We start from the raw sequence: 21,408 nt of genomic DNA, 5'->3' as shown, positions 1-21,408 counted from the left end.
GCTCTCGCCTGGTTCTGCGGTGCGCTCAGCAACACCGCTGGATCCGTGGGCGCGGGTTTGCCTGCGGATGGGGGAGCAAACAACAAATTTCCGCCGACCAGTTGCGGCGCTTGCTGGGCAACGGCGTTAGAATGACCGACTGTTTTCGTTCCCCGGATGCCTGTGCCTTGCTGACCGAGCCCCGCCGCCGCGCCTACCTATCCGCCATGCAAGTGGTGCATTGGCTGCCGCGCGCCGAATTGCCGTTCGCCGCGCCGTCGCGTCCGGAGCTGCTGGCGCCCTTGGCGCCGGTCGAGGATTTCGACAGGGACGTGCAGCCACCGGCGCAGCCGTCCAGGGAGGTGCCAGCCGCGCCCCAGGCCCGCTCGGTCGAGCGACCGAAGATCGAGATTCCCCGCCCTGGCGCTGCGCCCAAGCCTGCCAGCAAACCGGTCGAAGCCGAGGAGCAGGCCCCCGCACCTCGGCCTGCACCTGTCCCACCGCCGCGTTTCGCCCTGCAGTTGCTGCGCGCCGGCAGTTGCCTGCTGTTGGTGGAGCTGGCGACCGGCCAGCCGTTCCAGAGCCGCGATCCGTCCTACCTGCTGCTCAAGGACATGCTGCGTGCCGCTGGCCTGCCCGATGCCCCGCAGATCATCGGCGAGCCGGTACGCTGGCCGCTGTTGGTGCGCGGCAACATGGATCAGGGCCCTGAGGCGGCGCGGGATTTCGTCCAAGGGTTCATCCAGGCTCGCCTGGAAGAGGCGCCCTGCACCTGCCTGTGGCTGGTCGGCTTGCCGGCCGTGCGCTTTGCCGGCCAGGCCGACGGCGAGGCCTACTACCAAGAACTGAAGGTCGAGGGCCTGGGCGATGCCTGGGCCTTGCCGGGCCTTGAACTGTTGATGGACGAGCCGCAGCGCAAGGCGGACGTCTGGCAAGCGATGCGCCGGCTGATGGCGCGCTGGAAGAGCGTTGAATGAGTGACTCGATCAGTTTCCGCCGGATGACCGAGGCGGATCTGGATGCCGTGCTTAAGATCGAATATGCCGCGTTCAGTCATCCCTGGACCCGCGGGATCTTTCAGGATGCGCTCAAATCCTACGAAGTGTGGCTGATGTTCGACGGGCAGCAGCAGGTGGGGCATGGCGTGATCAACGTGATCATCGACGAAGCGCACTTGCTCAACATCACCGTCAAGCCGGAGAACCAGGGGCGCGGCCTGGGCCTGCGCCTGCTCGAGCACCTGATGGCGCGGGCCTACCAGCTCAATGGCCGCGAATGCTTCCTGGAGGTGCGCGCCAGCAACCAGTCGGCCTATCGTTTATATGAGCGCTACGGATTCAACGAAATCGGCCGGCGCCGGGACTACTACCCGGTCGCCGGTGGCCGCGAAGATGCTCTGGTGATGGCCTGCACCCTGCTCGAAGAGTGACCTTGCAGGAGCAGGTCGTGTCACACAGCCATACCCTGATGAGGCAACGACCATGCATGACCTGCAGGAACTGATCGACAACAACGAGCGCTGGGCCGATGCGATCAAGCAGCGCGACCCGGATTTCTTCGCCAAGCTGGCCCGTCAGCAAACCCCCGAATTCCTCTGGATCGGCTGTTCCGATGCCCGCGTGCCGGCCAACGAGATCGTCGGCATGCTGCCGGGCGATCTGTTCGTCCATCGCAACGTCGCCAACGTGGTGCTGCATACCGACCTTAACTGCCTGTCGGTGATCCAGTACGCGGTCGAGGTGCTCAAGGTCAAGCACATCCTGGTCACTGGCCATTACGGCTGCGGCGGGGTTAGGGCGGCCATGCAGGACCGCCAATTGGGCCTGATCGATGGCTGGCTGCGCTCGATCCGCGACCTGTACTACGAAAAGCGCGGCGAGCTGGCCAAGCTGGAGAGCGAAGAGGCCAGGGTCGATCGGCTGTGCGAGCTCAATGTCATCCAGCAGGTTGCCAACGTGGCTCATACCAGCATCGTGCAGAACGCCTGGCATCGCGGGCAGGAGCTGTCCATTCATGGCTGTATCTATGGCATCAAGGATGGTCGTTGGAAGAGCCTGGACACCACCATCAGCGGCTTTGCCCAGTTGCCGCCTCAGTATCGCCTGCGGCCTCTCGAGTAACCCTGTCATCAGTGGTGCGGGTCCCATGCTTTACTCGATGTAGGGGCGAGCACAGGAGTGGCAGATGAAAGGCATGACGCTGCTGGCATTGGCGGCAAGTCTGGTGATGGGCGCTCACGCTCGGGCCGATGATCGAGACCTTTGGATGTTCGCTCAATGGGCGGGCGACCACCAGGCCCGTGCCTTCCGCCAGATGCTGGTGGATGCGCGCCTTTATGGCGTGGTGCCGATCCATCAACTGTTGCGCTCGGCCTCGGACTGGCGCCTGTGCCGGGCCTCGCCCTTCGCCGTGCCGCCGGCCGCCCAGTGGCCCCAGGTGCGCTCCACCCTGGCGTTGCTCAAGACCCTCGACGAGCAAGGCATCCTGCGTCAGTTCGAAGTGGTTTCGGCCTACCGCGATCCGCGCCTGAACGCCTGCGCAGGCGGCGCGCCGGGTAGTGCTCACACGCGCGCTTTCGCGGTCGACGTGTTGCTGCCGGCCTGGTCAGATCCCAATCCGCTATGCCGCTTCTGGCAACAGTACGGCCAGGCCTGGAACATGGGGCTGGGGCGCTACCCGACTGGGCGCATTCATTTGGATACCGCAGGGTTTCGGACTTGGGGTGGTGACGGGCACTCGGGCTCGTCATTCTGTATCAAGCCCAAGTGAGCCAGGCAACTGCGGCACTCCTGAACCACCCACGTTGCGAAGCGCTGGCGCTTGTCACCGGCCTCCAAGGGCCGGGGGCTGAGCAGGTGGTAGGCAGAGCCATCACGCAGGAAGCCAAACGGCGCCTGAAGCTGTCCGCTGTCGAGCTCGTCGCGAACCATCAAGGCTGATGCGATCGCCAGGCCCAGGCCCGCGCTGGCGGCCTGTATCGACAGGTAGAAATGCTCGAAGTCGCTACGCTCGGTCTCTCGGGCCTGTCTGCCGTCCAAGCGCAGCCAGGTGCTCCAGGCGTTGGGACGGGTGGCGCTATGCAGCAGACGTTGGCCGTCGAGGCTGCGCCCCAGGTTGGGTTGGCAGACGGGGCCGATCCATTCGTCGCAGATCTTCAGGCTGTGCAATTGTCGGTCCCAATGAAAATCATCACGCCGTAGGGCCAGGTCGACACCCGCCCGTGCAAAATCCAGGGGGCCGCCGGCGGCCACCAGGTGCAGTTGCAGGTCAGGGTGGGCGGCGTGGAAGCGGGGCAGGCGTGGAATCAGCCAGCGCATGGCGATGGTCGGCTCGCACGACAGCACGAGGACGTTATCGCGCTCCTGGGTTTGCAGGCGCTGCACCGTACCTTCCAGTTGTTCGAAGATCGATTGGGTGGTGCTGTGCAGTGTCCGGCCGGCAGCGGTGAGGAAGATCGCCCGGTTGCGCCGTTCGAACAGTTCGATGCCAAGGCTCTCTTCCAGTAGGCGCACCTGGCGACTGACCGCACCATGGGTCACATGCAGGCGCTCGGCGGCGCGCACGAAGCTTTCGGTTTCGGCGGCGATGTCGAAGTAACGAAAAGCGGTAAGTGGCGGCAGTTTCATGATCGTGTCGGCGCGACAGCCCTGTGGGAGCGGGTTTGCCCGCGAAGGGAATCCCGTGTTTTCAAGAGCGAGTTCGCTCTCGAATCTGTGAACAAAACTAGCGGATTTGTCGCACTATAAATCGATTTTTGCCTGTGGATAAGCCCTCGATAATTGGCACCTCTGTGTATTTTCATCGCCTATCGAGGAGCTTTTTTGTGAATGAACTGATCGCTGTCGCCCTGTTCACTGTGCTGGCTGTCATCAGCCCGGGTGCTGACTTCGCCATGGTCACCCGCAGCAGTTATGCGCAAGGGCGCAAGGCAGGGCTCGCCGCTGCCATCGGCATCGCCCTGGGGGTGCAGGTGCATGTGCTGTACACCGTCCTGGGTATTGCCGTGATCATCAGCCAGAGCCCGTTGTTGTTCATGGCGATGAAGGTGGTGGGGGCGGGCTACCTGATCTACCTGGGCTACAAGTCGCTGACCAACACCTCGCGCATCTGCCTTGATGGCCTTGCGCAGGACGGCCAGGCGAGCACGTTACAGGCGTTGCGCACGGGCTTTCTGACCAATGCGCTGAACCCCAAGACCATGCTGTTCGTCGTCAGCGCCTATACCCAGGTCGTGCAACCGGGCAGCCCGTTGGCCCTGGACTTTGCCTATGGTGCGTTCATGTCCTTTGCCCATTGGGTGTGGTTCAGCCTGGTGGCGGTGTTCTTTTCCAGTGCGGTGCTGCGCAAGGCAATGATCGAGCGGCAGGTGATGGTCGATCGAGTGATCGGCGTAGCCCTGATCGGGCTAGGTGTCGCGGTGGTGGCGGCGGGGGTGCGATGAGCTAGGGCGGGGAACGCGACTTTTTCGCGGGCAAAGAAAAAGGGCTTATCTTTCGATAAGCCCTTTTCAATATGGTGGCTACACAGGGACTTGAACCCCGGACACCGGCATTATGAATGCCGTGCTCTAACCGACTGAGCTATGTAGCCAAGTGGCGCGCATTATTCGCCTGAAACGCGATTGTGTCAACACTCATTTCAAAAAAAAATTACGCGCTTTCAATCGCTTAGCCAGAAAGCCCTGAATCCGCGCACCACCAGCCAATGGCCGAACACCTTGGGCAGGTGCGAATGCTGTTCGCCAGCCAAGCGTTCTGCGCGCTGTGTGGGGTGTCGAAGGTGAAGTCATCACTGACACGCCGCTGGAGAGTCTGTGGCAACGATATAAAAAGGTAGCTATCTATCTACCTATTTCCGGATAATCGGATCCCAAATTCGCGAACGGAACACCTGACATGGCCATCAGCAGCGCCCAGACTTCCACTGCCGCCAGCGCGACGGCCCAAGCCAACCCGCTGGTGATGCGCATCATCGCCTTCTGCGCCTTGGCGCATCTGATCAACGACTTGATCCAGTCGGTGTTGCCAGCCATCTACCCCATGCTCAAGGCGAACTATGACCTGAGCTTTGCCCAGATCGGCCTGATCACCCTGACCTTCCAGGTCACTGCCTCGCTACTGCAACCTTGGGTGGGCTTTTTCACCGACCGGCGACCGACGCCGAACCTGTTGCCCCTGGGCACGGTGTGCACGTTGGTGGGGATCGTGATGCTGGCGTTCGTCGGCAGTTTTCCGATGATTCTCCTGGCCTCGGCGCTGGTAGGCATCGGCTCGTCAACCTTCCACCCGGAGACCTCGCGTATCGCCCGTCTGGCGTCGGGCGGACGGTTTGGCCTGGCCCAGTCGAGCTTCCAGGTTGGCGGCAATGCCGGCTCTGCCCTCGGCCCGTTGCTGGCGGCGGCCATTGTCATTCCCTTCGGCCAGACCCACGTGGCCTGGTTCGGACTGGCCGGGCTGTTCTTCTTCGCCGTGACCTTGCTGCTGCGCCGCTGGTACACCGGGCACCTCAACCAGTTCAAGGCGCGCAAGGCCGTACAGGCCAGCCATGGCATCTCCCGCCAGCGGGTGATCCTGGCGCTGGTGGTGCTGGGCCTGTTGGTGTTTTCCAAGTATTTCTACATGGCCAGCTTCACCAGCTATTTCACTTTTTACCTGATCGAGAAGTTCGACCTGTCGGTGGCCAGCTCCCAGTTGCACCTGTTCCTGTTCCTCGGCGCAGTGGCCGCCGGGACCTTCTTTGGCGGGCCGATTGGCGATCGCATCGGGCGCAAAGCTGTGATCTGGTTCTCTATCCTGGGCGTGGCGCCATTCACCCTGGTGCTGCCCTATGCCGATCTGTTCTGGACCACCGTGCTCAGTGTCGTGATCGGCTTCATCCTCGCGTCGGCCTTCTCGGCGATCGTGGTGTACGCCCAGGAACTGGTGCCTGGGAGTGTCGGCATGATTGCCGGGATCTTCTTTGGCCTGATGTTCGGCTTCGGGGGCATTGGGGCGGCGTTGCTCGGGTATCTGGCTGACTTGCGGGGGATCGAGTACGTGTACGGGTTGTGTTCGTACCTGCCGTTGTTCGGCCTGCTGGCGGTGTTCTTGCCGTCCACCGGCAAGCGCTGATGTCGTCGGGACCGCCTGGCGGTCCCGAGATTGACGAGTCGGCGGCCGTTGGCCTAGAGTGCCGGCTCTTTTCTTCCCACGTAGTCGATGCAATGCGCTGTTCCCTGTGCCCTCGCCTTGTTCGCCAGCCTGCCTTCCAGGCTGCACGTCGCACGTGGCCGAGCGACACGGTGCTCAAGCGTCGACGCAGCGTGCTGTTCGCCTTCACTTTCTCGCCACACCTTGCCCTGATCTGATCCGCGCTCGCCTGCGCCGTGCCTTTGCGGTGCTCGTCTGCGCTCACATCTCTTTCAGTGATTTTTCCAGCCGACCGAGCCCCATGGGGGCTGCCTGGCGGCGCGCAAGGAGTGGTACATGAACATGCGTTTACTGGCGGGCCTGCTGTTCGCCGTGTCAGTGGTGGGCTTCAGCCTCGGAGCGAGCCTGCCGCTGGTGTCGTTACGCCTTCACGAGGCGGGGGCCAGCACCCTTGAAATCGGCATCATCTCGGCCATTCCGGCGGCGGGAATGATGCTATCGGCGTTCATGGTCGACGCCTGCTGCCGGCATCTGACCCGGCGCACCATCTACCTGTTGTGCTTCAGCCTGTGCACCCTGAGCATCGCCTTGCTGGAATGGTCGTTCGCCTCGATCTGGCACTTGGCGCTGCTGCGCCTGGCGTTGGGGGTTGGCATGGGGATTGCCATCATCCTGGGTGAATCCTGGGTGAACGAGCTGTGCCCGGATCACAACCGCGGCAAGATCATGGCGCTGTACGCCACCAGTTTCACCGGCTTCCAGGTGCTAGGCCCGGCGATGCTGGCGCTGGTCGGTGCCAATAGCCCCTGGGTCACCGGCGTGGTGACGGCCTGCTACGGCCTGGCCCTGTTGTGCATCTTGCTGACAGTGCCCAACGATCATGTGGAGCATGGCGAGGAAGGCGAAAAGAGCTTTACCCTCGCTGGCTTCTTCCGCGTGGCACCGGCGCTGTGCGTGGCGGTGCTGTTCTTTTCCTTCTTCGATGCCGTGGTGCTGTCGTTGCTGCCGGTGTACGCCAGCAGTCATGGCTTTGCCGTGGGTGTGGCGGCGCTGATGGTGACGGTGGTGTTCGCCGGCGACATGATCTTCCAGTTGCCCCTGGGCTGGTTGGCCGACCGGGTCGAGCGTACCGGGCTGCACTTGGTGTGCGGGCTGGTGGCGATGTCGATCGGCATAGGCCTGCCGTGGTTGTTGCAGGCAACCTGGTTGTTGTGGCCGATGCTGGTGCTGTTGGGCGCGGTGGCCGGTGGCATCTACACCCTGGCGCTGGTGCTGATCGGCCAGCGCTTCAAGGGCCAGGACCTGGTCACGGCAAACGCCAGCGTCGGCTTGCTGTGGGGTGTCGGCAGCCTGGTCGGGCCGCTGGTCAGCGGCGCGGCGATGGATGTGGCGCCCCATGGGTTGCCGATGGCGCTGGCGCTGATGGCGGGTCTGTTCGTGTGCTTTGCCCGGCAGTCGTATCGTCGGGCGGTCAGGCTGCGGGCTGTGACAGACTAAAACCAAATGTTGGCCTGTTCGCAGGTATTTCGCGAAGAAGGCGCCACGGAGCAAGACCATTGAAAGCGGAATTACCCGCGCAAGATCCGTCGTTTAGCCGGTGAGCGATTGGTCTAAGCTGGGTGTTTTCCGCTCCCTGGAGGGCACTGCGCATGATCCACGCCGACCTCTCGCCTGCGGCCTACCGTGAAGCCACGGATTTTCTGGCCGCCCTGGACCCGGACTGGGCCCGGCATATCGACACCATCGGCCCCTGCCTGCACAGTGCCGCGCCCGAGCGTGAACCCTTCGAAGCGCTGGTGCGGGCGGTGGCCTATCAGCAACTGCATGCCAGGGCGGCCGAGGCGATCCTGGCGCGGATGCTGGCCTTGTTTCCCGATGCCGCATTCCCCGAACCTGAGCAGCTGTTGGCGACACCGCCTGAGGTGCTGCGCGCCTGTGGCTTTTCCGCGAGCAAGCTGGCGACCGTGCAGGGCATCGCCCAGGCGCGCCTGGAGGGTATCGTGCCCAGCCGCGAGCAGGCCATGACCTTGACCGATGACGCGCTGATCGAACGATTGGTGAGCCTGCGCGGTGTTGGCCGTTGGACGGTGGAGATGCTCCTGATCTATTGCCTGGAGCGCTCCGACATCCTGCCGGTGGACGACTTCGGCGTACGAGAGGGGTACCGGCGGCTCAAGGGCATGGACAAAGCACCGACCCCTGCGCAGTTGCGCTCGTTGGGCGGGGTATGGAGCCCGTATCGGACGGTGGCGTCCTGGTACTTGTGGCGGGCTTGAACCGATGACGCACAGATTGCTCGGCAAGAATCGGAGTGCCACGCTCCCACCACCCTGTCAGGCTTGAACCATCCGCAGCCAGGAGATGCCCATGAAGCCTGCCTCGAATTACCTCACCGATACCGCCCGCTGGCACGCTGTGCAGGCGCGCGACACTGCGGCCTGCGGTCATTTCGTCTATGCCGTGCGCACCACGGGGGTCTATTGCCAACCGGGTTGCAAGTCGCGGCTGGCCAAGCGTGAGAACGTCGAGTTCTTTGCCGATGGCGGGGCGGCCGAGGCAGCCGGTTATCGGGCTTGCCGACGCTGCACCGAGGCCAAGGCCGAGCAGGTCGCGCGACGCACTGAGCTGGTTGCTCGTGCCTGTCGCTTGATCGAGGCCAGCGACACCGCGCCCAACCTCGAGCAACTGGGCGAGCAACTGGCACTGAGCCCGTTCCACCTGCATCGCCTGTTCAAGGCCGAGACCGGGCTTACGCCCAAGGCCTACGCCTCGGCCTTCCGCGCCCGGCGCCTGCGCGAGCGGCTCGATGATCAAGGCAGTTCCGTGACCGACGCGATCTATGACGCCGGTTACAACTCCAACAGCCGATTCTATGAAAGCGCAGGCCAACGCCTGGGCATGCGTCCGCGCGAGTATCGCGCCGGCGGGGCGGGGGCGAGGATCCGATTCGCCATTGGCCAATGTTCCCTGGGGGCGATCCTGGTGGCCCAGAGCGAGCGCGGCATTTGCGCCATTCTGTTGGGTGACGACCCTGAGCAACTGTTGCGCGAGTTGCAGGATCAATTTCGCAATGCGCAGTTGATCGGCGGCGATGCCGGCTTCGAGCAATTGGTCGCGGTGGTGGTGGGCTTTGTCGAGCAGCCGGCACTGGGGTTGGCCTTGCCGCTGGATGTGCAGGGCACGGCCTTCCAGGAGCGGGTCTGGCAGGCGCTGCGTGAGGTGCCGTTGGGCAGCCGGGTCAGCTATACCGATATCGCCCAGCGCATCGGCGCGCCCAAGGCCGTGCGTGCGGTGGCCCAGGCCTGCGCGGCCAACCACCTGGCCGTGGCGATCCCCTGCCATCGGGTGGTGCGCCGCGATGGCGACCTCAGTGGCTACCGCTGGGGTGTCGAGCGTAAGCGGCAATTGCTGGCGCGAGAAACGGCACTCACGTGATCATCAGGAGCAGCGTAGAATTCCCGCCCAATTGAGCTTGTAAATAGGGGAATTCGATGAGGCGACTCAGCCTTTGCCGTTTTTGCGTGGGAATCCTCGCCGTGTTGCTGTGGGTGGCGACACCGGCCTGGTCGGCATCCGTCGGGCCACTGAGCCTGGACGAATTGCCGGTGCTGGATGAAAACGCCAACCTGAAGCAACTGACTGATCGGCTCGATCAGGTTCGCCAGGAACTGACCAGCGAAGCCAACGACGACTTGCTGTCACAGTTGCGTCAGGCCGCCTTGCAAGTGCAGCGCCAAGCTGACGCCCTGGGCACCCAGCGTACGACCGATGTAGAGCGTCTGGACGATCAGCTCAAGGTCCTCGGCCCGGTATTGCCGGATGAAGCCGAGAGCATCACGCGTCAGCGCAAGCAGCTCAGTGACGAGCAAAAGCAGGTGCTGGCCGAGCAACAGCAGGCCATCAAGCTGACCCAGTCGGCACGCGACCTGGCCACGCAGATCGTCAACCTGCGCCGCAGCCAGTTCAACTCCCAGGTCACCACCCGCGCCGCCAGCCCCTTGAGCCCGGCGTTCTGGTCGAGCCTGATCCGTCCGACCGACGAAGATGTCGCCCGTCTGCGCGATCTGCGTGGCGAGGCGACTGACGCGGTGGCCAGCGCCTTCAGTGCCGATCACCGCTGGTTGTTCATTGGCAGCCTGGCGGCCGCGCTGTTGGTCTGGACCTGGGTACGCCGCTTGCTTGAGCGTTTGCTGGCCAATGCCATGGTCCGCTGGTTGCCCGAGGGCCGCCTGCGTCGCAGCGCCCTGGCCTTGAGTGTCAGCCTGGCGACTTTGAGCACCATCGGCGGCTCGGTGTCGCTGGTGCGTTGGGGCTTGGAGAACAGCGCCGAGCTGGGCAATGACATTGCCAGTCTGACCAACCACATTCTGACGCTGGTGGTGTTCAGTGCCTTCATTGCCGGCCTTGGCCGCGCCATGCTGATGCTCCAGCGTCCGTCCTGGCGACTGCCGCCGATTCCGGATGAAGTGGCCAGTGCCCTTGGCTGGTTCCCCAAGCTCCTGGCGCTGGCGCTGATGGTGTTGCTGACCCAGGAGCGCATCAACAGCGTGATCGGTACCAGCCTTGCGCTCACCGTGGCCACCAATGGCCTGACCGCGCTGGTGGTGTCGCTGATCTTCGTCGCAGCGCTGGTGTGCTATCGCCGTGCCCGCAAGCAGCATCAGCTGGAGCGGGCACCTGGGCTGGCGGGGCTGATCCCGTTCGTGATCGTGGTGTGGGTCGCGTTGGTCCTGCTGGCGCTGCTCACCGGTTACCTGACCCTGGCCTATTTCCTCACCGCCAAGCTGTTGTGGGTCAGCGTGGTGGGCACCTGCGCCTACCTGCTGGTCACGGTGTTTGGCGATCTGTGCGAAACCTTGCTCTCGCCACGCCAACCTGGTGGCCTGGCCCTGGCCTCTGCGCTGGGGCTGCAGCAGCGCCACCAGGCCCAGGCCAGCACGATCCTGGCAGGGATCGGCCGCACCTTCCTGTTGTTTGTCGCCGGCCTGCTGGTGCTCATGCCGTCGGGCACCAGCCCGGGTGAGTTGCTGCTGAGCCTGGCGGACTGGGACGACACCGGCGGCAAGCTGCTGGGCAACCTGAACATCGTGCCCCAGGACATCCTGCTGGCCGTGGCCATGTTCCTGGGCGGTCTGTTCGCCATTCGTGTGGTCAAGCGCTGGCTGAGCGAGCGCCTGCTGCCGGAGACGGACATGGATGCCGGCATGCGTGCCTCCCTGGTGACTCTGGTCGGCTACCTGGGCTTCCTGTTCCTGGCCATGCTGGTGATGACGACCCTGCGCATCAACCTCACCAGCCTCACCTGGGTGGTCAGTGCCCTGTCGGTGGGTATCGGTTTCGGCTTGCAGCAGATCGTGCAGAACTTCATCTCCGGCTTGATCCTGCTCACTGAGCGTCCGGTCAAGGTAGGTGACTGGGTGAGCCTGGCCGGGGTGGAAGGGGATATCCGCCGGATCAACGTGCGTGCCACGGAAATCCAGATGTCCGACCGTTCCACGGTGATCGTGCCCAACTCCCAGTTCATTTCGCAGAACGTGCGCAACGTCACCATGGGCAATGCCTTGGGGGTGGTCGGCATCACCCTGACCTTGCCGCTGGAAACCGATGCGAACAAAGTGCGCGAACTGCTGCTGACGGCCTTCCGCGAACATGAGTCGATCCTCGATGCGCCGGCCTCGTCGGTGACCTTCAAGGACCTCACTGCCAGCGGCATGGTGCTCAGCGTCAGTGGCTATGTGGCCAGCCCCCGCCAAGTGTCGGGCGCGCGCAGCGACCTGTTGTTCACGGTGCTGGGGCGTCTGCGCGACGAGGGCATCGCACTGTCGTCGCCGCAGAGCATGGTGCTGTTGCAGGACAACGTACGGCCCGCGGACGGGGCCGTGTGAGGACCGTCGCGGGTAAACCCGCCCCACAGGCCCCGCGTTTTTTTTGAGAACAGCGTACAACCTGTGGGAGTGGGGTTATCCGCGAAGCCGACGGCTCGGTCGTTGCGACCGGCGTTGTCGGTGTTCGTGGGTGGATCGAGGCACGAGCGCCTGCAGGCTCAATGCTGCTTCGCCCGCCGGATCCGCAACAGGATCATTCCCAGCAGCAGAATCACCGGCACCGCCATCCCCAACAACGCCTCGCGCGCCGTCAGCCCAGCCCCCAGCACGTTCAGCCCGCCATACAGCAGCTTGAACAGGTTCAGCAGGTAATAGGTGATGGCGATGATCGACAGCCCTTCCACGGCCCGCTGGATCTTCACCTGGGCGTCGGCCCGGGCATTGAGGCTGCGCAGGATCTCGGCGTTCTGTTCTTCCATTTCCACCTGCACCCGTGCCTGCAGCAGGTCGCCCAGGTTGGCCACGTTCTTGGCCAGTTGTTCCAGGCGTTGCTCGGTGGCCGCGCAGTAACGCACGGTCGGTTTGAAACGCCGCTCGATGAACACCCCCAGACGCTGGCAGTCGCCAACATGGCTTTCGCGCAGCTCGCCCAAGCGCTCGAACACCAGTTGTGCGTAGGCTTGGGTAGCGCCGAAGCGGTGACGGGTCTTGACCGTGCGGCTGACCACTTGGCGCGAGAGGTGGGCAATGGCTTCGAGCAGGGCTTTGGAGTCCTGGCCGTCGACGCTGGCGCTGCGCTCGGAGAGGCTCACCAGGGTCCGGTCGAAGGCATCGAGCTCCTGGCTCAAGGTCTTGGCCGTGGTCAGTGTCAGCGAAGCCATCATGCGGTAGGTCTCGATCTCCAGAAGGCGACGGATCATGCGGCCTTGGCGGTAGGCATTGAGCCGCCGGTTGACGAACAGCAGGCGGTTGGTGCCGTCTTCGGTCAGGCGAAAATCGCTCCACACCACCGCATCGCCGCCCCCGACGCACGAGCCGCACGGGTCCTTGAAACCGTAGCGCGTCAGGTCCAGGTCCTGCTCGCCACGCACCAGCACCTGCACGGCATTGATCACTTGCGCCGCCTGCGGCGCGATGGCCTCGGCCAGTACCTGGGGCAGCCCCTGCCAGCCGGCATCGTGGGTGGCGCAGGGCACCACCAGCGTCAGGGTGAAGAACTCGGCGTGGCGCTCCCATTTGAACGGATGCCCCTCCAGCCGGGTGATGCCTTGGGCGGCCTCGGTGTCGAGTGCATCCGGGCAACAGCGCTGCAGCAAGGCCTGGCAGTCGGCCTCATCGCCCAGCAGTGCCAGGTGATGGACATGGGCAGGCTCGTTGAAATACAGCGAAGGTCGGGCGTGCAGTTCGTTGTGCAGGGCGGTGCGTTGCGGGTGCATGGAAGGTCTGGCCTGGTGTTGTGATTGTTGGGCTACCAGGGGTGGGACTCTTCCATTGTAGATAAAAGTCACCAGAGGCACAGAAATGTGCCGGCGGGTTGTGGGACTCGCTCGCTGCGTAACGTCATTGTGGCGACCGATCGCTTGCAGGATGCAATCGTACGAGCTCTGGTCGCGTCTGAAAGAGTGGGTTGCGTTGCGTCTGTTGTTCATCCGCGTACCGAGCGGCTTGAGCAGTTCTACGCACAATATGCGGGGTTCAGACACTGCCCTTATCTGTCACCCAAGACGATGATGCGGGCGCTTCGGTAGCCAATCCCCTGTATGTGAAAGCCCCTTGTGACAGCCGTCAGCAAGGGGCTTTTCGTCTCCGGCTATCAGCCCAGGCAACGCGTCACATGCTTGACCGACTGATACGCTGACAAGCCCCACGGCCCGAGTTCACGGCCGATGCCGCTGCCCTTGGTTCCGCCCCAGGACGTCTCGACGAATACCGCCTGGACCGAGTTGATCCACACGTGCCCGACCTCCAGCGCATCGGCCACACGTTCGGCGCGTTCGAGGTCGGCGCTGCAGACCGTGGCGACCAGGCCGAAGCGGCTGTCGTTGGCCTGGGCGATGGCTTGGTCTTCAGTGGTAAAGCGGCGGGCGCAGAGCACCGGGCCGAAGATTTCCTCGCTCCACAGGCGGCTGGATTCGGGCACGTCCACGTACAGGGTGGGGCTGACGAACCAGCCGTCACGGTCCAGTACCTGGCCGCCGGTCAGGCAGCGCAGGCCTTCTTCGCGCGCGGTGGCGAAGTAGCCGGCGACCTTCAGCCATTGCGCCTGGCTAGTCAGTGGGCCCATGGCCACTTCCTCGGTCAGCGGATTGCCTACCTGCATCTGTTCCAGGGCTGCCTGCAGACGTGGCAGCAGGGCGTCGGCGATGCCCTCCTGCACGAGCAGGCGGGAGGTGGCCGAGCACATCTGGCCGGCGTTCCAGGTGATGCCAGCGACGATCCACTCCACCGCCTGGTCCACGTCACAGTCATCGAACACCACGATCGCCGACTTGCCGCCAAGCTCCAGGGTCACTGGCCGGCACTGGGCCGCGGCGGCGCGCATCACTTGGCTGCCGACGCCATTGCTGCCTGTGAACGACAGCTTGTCCAGGCCGTTGTGGCCACTCAGGGCGGCGCCGGTCTCGGCCTTGCCGTTGACGATGTTCAGCACACCGGCAGGCAGGTTCAGAGCGTCGGCGATCTGGCCGTAGGCCTGTTCGATCAGTGGGGTGACTTCCGAAGGTTTGAGTACCACGGTGCAGCCTGCGGCCAGGGCCGGGGCGAGCTTCCAGGCGCTGGTCACCAGGGGGAAGTTCCACGGCACGATCAGGCCGACCACGCCCACCGGCTCCAGGCGGGTGCGGGCGGTAAAGCCCGGGGCGGCCAGGGGCACGTCGCGGTTCTTTTCCGGCAGTTGCTCGGCAAGGTCTGCGTAGTAGCCGAAGGTGGCGATGGCATCGTCCAGGTCGATCTCGGCTTCGTGGCGTGGCTTGCCGTTGTTGCGCATCTGCTGGGTGATCAACGCGTCGCGGCGCAGACCGAGTTGTTCGGCGAAACCACGCAACAGCGCGGCGCGGGTGGCCGGGCTGGTGGTCTTCCAGGCGGGCAGGGCGCGGCGAGCGGCGGCCACGGCCTGGTCGACTTGGGCAGCGCTGGCCGACATCAGTTCGGCGAACGGCTGGCCCAGCGAGGGGTCATGCACGACGATGCAGTCGTTGCCTTGGCCTTCGACCCAGCGGCCATCGATGTAGTGAGGTGTGGTCATGATCGGATTCCAGTCAGGCGATTTCGGCGGAGGTTACCGGCGTGCGCGGCGCGCTTTTGCAGCGCACCCAGCGCGGGCCGTTCGGGCCATAGACGCCGGCAGGTTCAGGGAACAGATTGAGCAGGATCAGGTACAGCACGCCCGCCAGGCCCAGGGTGACCGGCAGGCTCAGGTCGATACCGCCGGCCAGTTCGCCCAGGGGGCCGACGAACTGCCCGGGCAGGTTGACGAAGCACAGACCCACCGCCGCGCTGGGGATCCAGGCGCCCATGCCGCGCCAGTTCCAGCCATGCAGGAACCAGTAGTGGCCGCCGCGTTGGCCCCGGGTGAACACTTGCAGGTCATCGGCGTGGTAGAAGCCGCGGCGCGTGATCAGGCCGAGGATCATGATCACCATCCAGGGGCTGGTACAGGTGATGATCAGCACAGCGAAGGTCGACACGCTCTGCACCAGGTTGAAGGTGAAGCGGCCAATGAAGATGAAGGCGATGGCAGCGACGCCGATCAGCAGGGTGGCGCCGGCGCGGCTGAGCAGGCGCGGGAAGACGCTGGACATGTCCAGTCCTGTGCCGTACAGCGCTGTGGTGCCGGTGGACATGCCGCCGATCACCGCGATCAGGCACACCGGCAGGAAGAACCAGCCCGGCGAGATCGCCAGCAGGCCGCCGACGTAGTTGTTGGCCGCGATGTAGTCCGGTGCCTGGGTGGCGACCAGGGTCGCGGTGCACAGGCCGAACAGGAACGGGATCAGCGTCGCCACCTGGGCGGCGATCACCGCCAGCATGATGCGCGCCTTGGGCGTCTGGCGTGGGATGTAGCGCGACCAGTCGCCAAGGAAAGCGCCGAACGACACCGGGTTGCTCATTGCCAGGATCGCCGCGCCCACGAATGCCGCCCAGAAGCCTGGCTGACCGAGATTGACGCTGCCGGCGAAGTTCAGGTCGAAGGGGCCGGCGAAGGCGAAGATGCCCAGCAGGAACAGCAGGCTCGAAGCCCACACCGCGATCTTGTTGACCCACAGCATGAAGCGGAAACCAAAGATGCACACCACCAACACCAGCACCGCGAACAGGCCGTAGGCCAGGCCCAGGGTCAAGTCGGTTTCCGGCAACCCGGCCAGGCGCTTGGCGCCGCCGACCAGGGCGTCGCCCGAGCTCCACACTGACAGGGAGAAGAACGCCACGGCGGTGAGCAGCGACAGGAACGAGCCGACGATGCGCCCATGCACGCCGAAGTGCGCACCTGACGACACCGCGTTGTTGGTGCCGTTGAGCGCGCCGAACAGGCCCATGGGGGCGAGGATCAGGGCGCCGACCCCGACGCCGAGCAGGATCGCCCAGACCCCAGCCTGGAACGACAGGCCGAACAGTACTGGGAAGCTGCCCAGCACCGCAGTGGCGAAGGTATTGGCACCGCCGAAGATCAGGCGGAACAGGTCCAGCGGGGAGGCGTCGCGTTGATCGTCGGGGATCTGTTCGACGCCGTTGGTCTCGATACCGGTCGATTGACTCATGGCAAGGCTCCAGCGCGCATGTTGTAGGTCGTCGCGGGGCGCGACCCTATTGTGGTTGCGTTGGCAGTGCGGCAAGGCCGCAGGAAAGGTCAGGCGTCGGAGACGACCGACAGGTGCTCGTGGCAGGCCAGCCAGCCGTCGTCCTGGCGACGGAAGACGATGGTTTCGCGCTCGGCGAGCGAGTGCTCCTGGCCTGCGATGCGGATGCGGGTGGCCACATCGTGCATGAAGATCGCCACGTCGCCCTGCAGGCTCACGTGTTGATTGCTGGACTGACACGCCAATACGGCGAAGCCTTCGGCTTGCCACTGCGCCCACAGTTGTTCATAGGCGCGGCGTGACAGCAGTGGCTGCGCCAGGGTATGGAAGAGGAAGGTGGCGTCTTCGCTGAAACAGGCGAAATAGCGGGCGGTATCGTTGCTGGCGAAAGCGGCGACGAGGTCGGCGGCGGCCTGGCGTACCTGGAGGGTCTGGTCCACAGCAGTGGCCTCACGGTTATTGTGATTGTGGTGAAGCGATTCTGGTGAGCCTTGGCGAGGGGAAAAATCGCTGGGGATAAATAATCAGTTCAGGAATTTGTGAACCAAGTCATCCCCGAAGGCAGCAGCCGTTGTGTCACAGCGCCTTGGCTTTGGGGCCGCGTTGCGTCCAATTGCAGGCACCGCCAGCGCCCAGAAGGTCAGCGGCGGCCTCTGCAACACTGCTGAAACAGTGAGCGTTTTTTAGCCACAGAATGGTTGTCGAAATTTTGACGAGGCAGGGCGGGGGCCATTGAGATTTATCATGGTGGCGGTCTATTGACGTAGTGTCATGGTGCCCCATACTCACCCATATAAAAAGAAAGCTGTTTCTCAATTAAACAGTTTCAATCCTCTTTAAGGGAGGGGATCATGCGCTCGACACTGATCATCAAGTCGATTTTCTTGTTGGTGCTGATGAGTGGCGCAGCCGGTGCTGCGGACTCCTACATCAGCAAGGCGAGTGTAGTGCCTGCCGCGACGGCGGGATGGCTGTTTTCCTTTGCGGTAATTGGGTTTATCGCCCTCGCCAACCGATCGAAAATATAGTGAAAGTTATTCGCTTTTCTATGCATTAACACTTTTGTTTTAATGCGTACGTTTTAAAGTTGGCGTGCGGTGTATTGCCCTGCGCCAATAAGTGAAAAAGATGTGAAAGTTCCTGGAAGAACCGCGTTTTATCAGGACGGAGCAACGGCTTGTGGAATCCTCTGCCGTTGCTATATTCCATTTGTCGGCGCCCCCAGCGGGCGCGTCGGAGCAGGGAGCTTCGTCGATGTGTCTCATCGCGGAAACATCCTCCAGGACGGTCGAGGCGATTGCGGTCGGTACTTGTTTTACGGCAAAGGCGAGCGTTTTCGCCCCGTTCTTTTGTGTAGCGCTGGGCATGGCTACTTGACCGGAGGGATCCCGATGTTCCGTTTCCTGATCTCCACACTTTGCGCACTGATGCTCCTGCCTTCGGCGGCCAACGCCACCGAACCGAATGCGGCCTACCTGCTGAGCCCTGGCGATGTGATCCTGGTCTCGGTCTGGCAAGAGGAAAACCTTCGCCAGGAGGTGAAGGTGCTTCCCGATGGCAGCATCACCTTCCCGCTTGCCGGGCGAGTCGACGTTGCCGGCCTCGATGCCAGCGCGGTCGCCCAGAAGATCGCCAAGAAACTCGAGCAGTACCTGCCCGAGCCGAATGTCAGCGTGGTCGTCACCAGCATCGCCGGCAACCTCGTCTATGTGCAGGGCAAGGTGCTCAAGCCCGGCCCGGTGTTGATGGAAGGTCCCATGGCGGTGTTGCAGGCCCTGAGCATGTCCGGTGGCCTGGACAAGTTCGCCGATGAAGGCTCCATCAAAGTGATCCGGCGCAAGGGTGAGAGCCAGCAAGTGCTGCCCGTGCGCTACCGGGACCTGGTTTCCGGACGTGACATGACCACCAATTTCCAACTGCAGGCCGGCGATACGCTGGTCGTTCCTTGATCCTGTTCTGAGTCTATCGTGTCTGTATTGAAAACTTCCCGGGTCGCCGCGGCGATCCTGATTCTTCCTTGCCCGGCCGTGGTCCAGGCAGCTATCTGGCACACGTCGGTCGCCGTACCCATGACCGTCGAACATGACAGCAACCCCTTGCTGCTGAGCTCCCAGGAGAAGGCAGTGACCAGCACTTACCTCGATCCGGAAGTCGGCCTGCTGGGCACTTTCGATCGCGACCAGTTCGACTTCGGTCTGGGGGCCCATGTATTGCGTTCATCCGATCGCAATATCCTCGACAACCGCGAGGACCCTCGTGTGCGGCTGGGGTGGCAACGCGATTACGACAAAGGCCGGTATGGCCTGGTGGGGACCTACGTCGAGAGTTCGACGCTGTCCAGTGCGGTACTTGAAACTGGCGTGGTCACCACCGACGGTACGCAGAAGCTCTACACTCTGACCGGCAACTGGAGCCGGCAGCTCAGCGAGCGAGGCCTTCTGGAAAACGAGACTTCGTACGACGACGCCAGCTACGACGTGTCCACGTTGATCGGCTACAAGGAATACGCCAACCGGTTGAGCTACACCTATGCCTGGACCGAGCGCACCGACCTGTTCACCCGGTTCATCTACCGGCGTTACGAACCGGATGATCGCAATGCGGCGATTGCCTCGAACAGCTACACGCCGGTGATCGGCATGACGCACCAGTTCACCGAACGCCTGGAAGGGAGCGTGAACGTCGGCGTCAACGAAGTCTCCGGCGACGGCGGTGGACGCAAGGGGCAGGGGGGCGTGTCGTTGCGTTATCGGGGCGAGCGCATGGACGCCAACGTCGCGGCCGACCGCAGTTCGGTGGCCAGCGGCCAGGGCGGGTTTTCCGAGATCGATACGTTGCGGGGCTCCTGGAGCTACCTGGTCGCCGACACCGATCGGGTCGGGTTCGATGCCAGCTGGCAGGACAGCAAAGGGCAGACGCCAAACAAATTGTGGTCGGTTGGCGCCTGGGCCAGTCGTGAGCTCTCGCCATTTTGGGTGGCGCGCCTATCCTTGGTGTACAGAGAGCGCCAGCAAGACAACCTGCCAGATGCCACCGGCACCATTATCGGACTGAGCTTGACCTATAGATTTCCCGACTACTGATTTTTCAGCGGTGTGGTGACTATGAAATCTGAATACGAGCTGTCGATCAGGGACTACATCTCCATCATCAAGGATCGTGCACTGGTGCTGGCGATTGTCATCGTGGTGATCCTCGCGGCGACCGTGGCGGTCGCTGTGGCGGTGCCACCGGTCTACCAGTCGACCGGGACCATCCTGGTGGAGTCCCAGCAGATATCGCCGGATTTGGTCGCCAATAACAACAACAGCTTTGCCGATGAACGCATCGAGGTGATCCGCCAGCGGGTGATGACCCGTGAAAACCTGCTGCGGATCATCGACAAGTACGGGCTGTTTTCCAGCAAGTCTCGCCTGCTCAGTGATGCCGACAAGGTCGAGCTGATGCGCACCGCGATCCTGGTCGAGACCTTGAGCACTTTCATCAAAGGGCGTGGCGAGGCCACGGTCGCCTTCAACGTGTCCTTCGAGCACAAGCAGCCGGAGGTGGCCAGGGAGGTCGCCAACGAGCTGGTGACCCTGTTCCTCAACGAGAACATCAAGCAGCGCACCGAGCGCGCCAGTGAGACCACCGAGTTCCTGAGCCAGGAAGCGGACAAGCTGGGCGCCGAGCTGCAGAGCCTCGAGAACCAGTTGGCCGATTTCAAGCAGGCGCATGCCAACGCATTGCCGGAACACCAGACCCTGCGCATGAACATGCTGTCGCGCTCGGAGATGGAGTTCAGGGAAATCGATCGTGACTACAAGGCCGCCCAAGAGGAGTTGCGCTATCTGGACCTGGAGCTGGCCGGGGCCAAGGCCGGCGTGCCCAGCACCCTTGATGGCGGCAGGCCTCGTACGGCGGAGCCGCCGCAGGACCTGGCCAGCCTGCAGGCCGAGTACACGCAACTGCTCTCTCGCTACAAGGAAGCGCACCCCGACGTACGCGCGGTCAAGCGCAAGATCGACGCCTTGAAAGCCGGCGGTGGTGCGGGTGGCATTGGCGTCGAGGGTAACCTGGACGTGGCCAAGGTGCGCACCCGCATGGCTGCGGCGCAGGAGCGCGTCGCCTCGTTGGCCCAGCAAAAGCGCGACATGTCGCAGAAGATCAACGCCTACGAGGCCGAGATCCTCGAGGCGCCCCAGGTCGAGCGTGGCCTGGTCAACCTGATGCGCGACCACGACAACGCCCGCAAGAAGTACGAAGAGATTCGTGCCAAGCAAATGGCGGCGAAGATTTCCGAAAGCCTGGAGCAGGAGAACAAGGCCGAGCGCTTCGTGCTCCTGGAGCCGCCGATGTTGCCGGAAAAACCGGTGAAGCCTAATCGCAAGAAGATCGTCGCGCTGGGCTTCGTCCTGGCCCCGGCCGGCGGTGGCGCATTGGTGATGGTGCTGGAAATGCTCAACCAGCGCGTGCGCGGTGTGGGGGCCCTGGAAAGCATCGTGGGCAAGCGTGTCCTGGTCAGCATTCCGCATATCCCGACCCAGGCCGAGCTTGCGCAGCGGCGCCGTTGGCGCGTGTGGCTGGTGGTCTCGATCCTGGCACTGGCGGTGCTGGGGGTGGTGTTGCTGCACTTCTTCTATATGCCGTTTGACCTCTTGCTGATGAAGGCCATGAGTCGGTTCGGATAGGGACAGCTGC

At 63.4% G+C, this 21,408-nt stretch carries 19 protein-coding genes and 1 tRNA gene; 14 read left to right on the top strand and 6 right to left on the bottom strand.

All coding sequences use genetic code 11. The features are described 5' to 3' along the window. Nucleotides 1-167 precede the first annotated feature (167 nt). The 4 genes from ABOA88_RS06610 (at nucleotide 168) to ABOA88_RS06595 (ending at nucleotide 2,748) form a co-directional block, all read left to right on the top strand. On the top strand, nucleotides 168-956 hold the full coding sequence (locus ABOA88_RS06610; protein ID WP_196169840.1) for an energy transducer TonB: 789 nt from the start codon (nucleotides 168-170) through the stop codon (nucleotides 954-956). Continuing rightward, on the top strand, nucleotides 953-1,408 hold the full coding sequence (rimI, locus tag ABOA88_RS06605; protein ID WP_043208488.1) for a ribosomal protein S18-alanine N-acetyltransferase: 456 nt from the start codon (nucleotides 953-955) through the stop codon (nucleotides 1,406-1,408). Before ABOA88_RS06610 ends, rimI begins: the two co-directional genes overlap by 4 nt. A gap of 52 nt (nucleotides 1,409-1,460) precedes the next feature. Beyond that, nucleotides 1,461-2,099 carry a carbonate dehydratase gene (gene can, locus ABOA88_RS06600; RefSeq protein WP_070576852.1) on the top strand — a complete coding sequence of 213 codons (639 nt, stop codon included), beginning with the start codon at nucleotides 1,461-1,463 and terminating at the stop codon, nucleotides 2,097-2,099. A gap of 73 nt (nucleotides 2,100-2,172) precedes the next feature. Next, nucleotides 2,173-2,748: a D-Ala-D-Ala carboxypeptidase family metallohydrolase gene (locus ABOA88_RS06595; RefSeq protein ID WP_367851404.1), complete on the top strand. Its 576-nt coding sequence runs from the start codon at nucleotides 2,173-2,175 to the stop codon at nucleotides 2,746-2,748. Here ABOA88_RS06595 and ABOA88_RS06590 read toward each other — a convergent pair. Beyond that, nucleotides 2,670-3,605 (bottom strand): LysR substrate-binding domain-containing protein, encoded by a 936-nt coding sequence (locus ABOA88_RS06590; protein WP_196169788.1) that lies wholly within the window; start codon nucleotides 3,603-3,605, stop codon nucleotides 2,670-2,672. The two genes, ABOA88_RS06595 and ABOA88_RS06590, sit on opposite strands and share 79 nt — an antisense overlap. Before the next feature lie 197 nt (nucleotides 3,606-3,802). On the opposite strand from ABOA88_RS06590, the gene ABOA88_RS06585 reads away from it, so the two are divergent. Then, a complete protein-coding gene (locus ABOA88_RS06585) occupies nucleotides 3,803-4,420 on the top strand; it encodes a LysE family translocator (RefSeq protein ID WP_367851345.1) in 618 nt (205 codons plus the stop codon). 72 nt (nucleotides 4,421-4,492) lie between these two features. Here the strand turns inward: ABOA88_RS06585 and ABOA88_RS06580 are convergent. Further along, nucleotides 4,493-4,569: transfer RNA gene (locus ABOA88_RS06580), tRNA-Met, on the bottom strand. A 305-nt stretch (nucleotides 4,570-4,874) separates the two neighbouring features. Here ABOA88_RS06580 and ABOA88_RS06575 point away from each other — a divergent pair. From ABOA88_RS06575 to ABOA88_RS06555, 5 genes are all read left to right on the top strand, one after another. Continuing rightward, nucleotides 4,875-6,089 carry an MFS transporter gene (locus tag ABOA88_RS06575; protein ID WP_196169786.1) on the top strand — a complete coding sequence of 405 codons (1,215 nt, stop codon included), beginning with the start codon at nucleotides 4,875-4,877 and terminating at the stop codon, nucleotides 6,087-6,089. 354 nt (nucleotides 6,090-6,443) lie between these two features. Further along, complete coding sequence (locus tag ABOA88_RS06570; RefSeq protein ID WP_367851346.1) at nucleotides 6,444-7,604, top strand: MFS transporter; 1,161 nt, start codon at nucleotides 6,444-6,446, stop codon at nucleotides 7,602-7,604. Between the two features lie 152 nt (nucleotides 7,605-7,756). Further along, a complete protein-coding gene (locus ABOA88_RS06565; RefSeq protein ID WP_196169784.1) occupies nucleotides 7,757-8,383 on the top strand; it encodes a DNA-3-methyladenine glycosylase family protein in 627 nt (208 codons plus the stop codon). A 91-nt stretch (nucleotides 8,384-8,474) separates the two neighbouring features. Then, nucleotides 8,475-9,542, top strand: a complete 1,068-nt coding sequence (gene ada / locus ABOA88_RS06560; RefSeq protein ID WP_367851347.1) for a bifunctional DNA-binding transcriptional regulator/O6-methylguanine-DNA methyltransferase Ada — start codon at nucleotides 8,475-8,477, stop codon at nucleotides 9,540-9,542. 56 nt (nucleotides 9,543-9,598) lie between these two features. After that, nucleotides 9,599-11,992 carry a DUF3772 domain-containing protein gene (locus ABOA88_RS06555; RefSeq protein ID WP_196169782.1) on the top strand — a complete coding sequence of 798 codons (2,394 nt, stop codon included), beginning with the start codon at nucleotides 9,599-9,601 and terminating at the stop codon, nucleotides 11,990-11,992. 158 nt (nucleotides 11,993-12,150) lie between these two features. Here ABOA88_RS06555 and ABOA88_RS06550 read toward each other — a convergent pair whose 3' ends face one another. The 4 genes from ABOA88_RS06550 to ABOA88_RS06535 form a co-directional block, all read right to left on the bottom strand. Next, the gene (locus tag ABOA88_RS06550; RefSeq protein ID WP_196169781.1) at nucleotides 12,151-13,368 is read right to left on the bottom strand and encodes a DUF3422 domain-containing protein; all 1,218 of its coding nucleotides are present in this window, start codon (nucleotides 13,366-13,368) and stop codon (nucleotides 12,151-12,153) included. A gap of 377 nt (nucleotides 13,369-13,745) precedes the next feature. Continuing rightward, nucleotides 13,746-15,176 carry an aldehyde dehydrogenase family protein gene (locus ABOA88_RS06545; RefSeq protein WP_196169780.1) on the bottom strand — a complete coding sequence of 477 codons (1,431 nt, stop codon included), beginning with the start codon at nucleotides 15,174-15,176 and terminating at the stop codon, nucleotides 13,746-13,748. 13 nt (nucleotides 15,177-15,189) lie between these two features. Continuing rightward, on the bottom strand, nucleotides 15,190-16,689 hold the full coding sequence (locus tag ABOA88_RS06540; RefSeq protein ID WP_196169779.1) for a purine-cytosine permease family protein: 1,500 nt from the start codon (nucleotides 16,687-16,689) through the stop codon (nucleotides 15,190-15,192). Between the two features lie 89 nt (nucleotides 16,690-16,778). Then, nucleotides 16,779-17,168 (bottom strand): YybH family protein, encoded by a 390-nt coding sequence (locus tag ABOA88_RS06535; RefSeq protein WP_070576886.1) that lies wholly within the window; start codon nucleotides 17,166-17,168, stop codon nucleotides 16,779-16,781. A gap of 411 nt (nucleotides 17,169-17,579) precedes the next feature. Here ABOA88_RS06535 and eppA point away from each other — a divergent pair, with 411 nt between their 5' ends. From eppA to ABOA88_RS06515, 4 genes are all read left to right on the top strand, one after another. After that, nucleotides 17,580-17,756, top strand: coding sequence for an EPS-associated small membrane protein EppA (eppA, locus tag ABOA88_RS06530; protein WP_167358099.1), 177 nt, complete (start codon nucleotides 17,580-17,582; stop codon nucleotides 17,754-17,756). A 363-nt stretch (nucleotides 17,757-18,119) separates the two neighbouring features. Then, nucleotides 18,120-18,677 (top strand): polysaccharide biosynthesis/export family protein, encoded by a 558-nt coding sequence (locus ABOA88_RS06525; RefSeq protein ID WP_196169778.1) that lies wholly within the window; start codon nucleotides 18,120-18,122, stop codon nucleotides 18,675-18,677. 18 nt (nucleotides 18,678-18,695) lie between these two features. Beyond that, nucleotides 18,696-19,811 carry a hypothetical protein gene (locus ABOA88_RS06520; RefSeq protein WP_196169777.1) on the top strand — a complete coding sequence of 372 codons (1,116 nt, stop codon included), beginning with the start codon at nucleotides 18,696-18,698 and terminating at the stop codon, nucleotides 19,809-19,811. Nucleotides 19,812-19,832: 21 nt separating this feature from the next. Continuing rightward, nucleotides 19,833-21,398 carry a GumC family protein gene (locus tag ABOA88_RS06515; protein ID WP_196169776.1) on the top strand — a complete coding sequence of 522 codons (1,566 nt, stop codon included), beginning with the start codon at nucleotides 19,833-19,835 and terminating at the stop codon, nucleotides 21,396-21,398. Nucleotides 21,399-21,408 lie beyond the last annotated feature (10 nt).

It is taken from the genome of Pseudomonas sp. PKS (assembly GCF_051913525.1).
GTDB classification, from domain to species: domain Bacteria; phylum Pseudomonadota; class Gammaproteobacteria; order Pseudomonadales; family Pseudomonadaceae; genus Aquipseudomonas; species Aquipseudomonas guariconensis_D.
The sequence above is the reverse complement of the archived record's forward strand: the minus strand, read 5'-3'. Positions and strand labels throughout refer to the sequence as shown.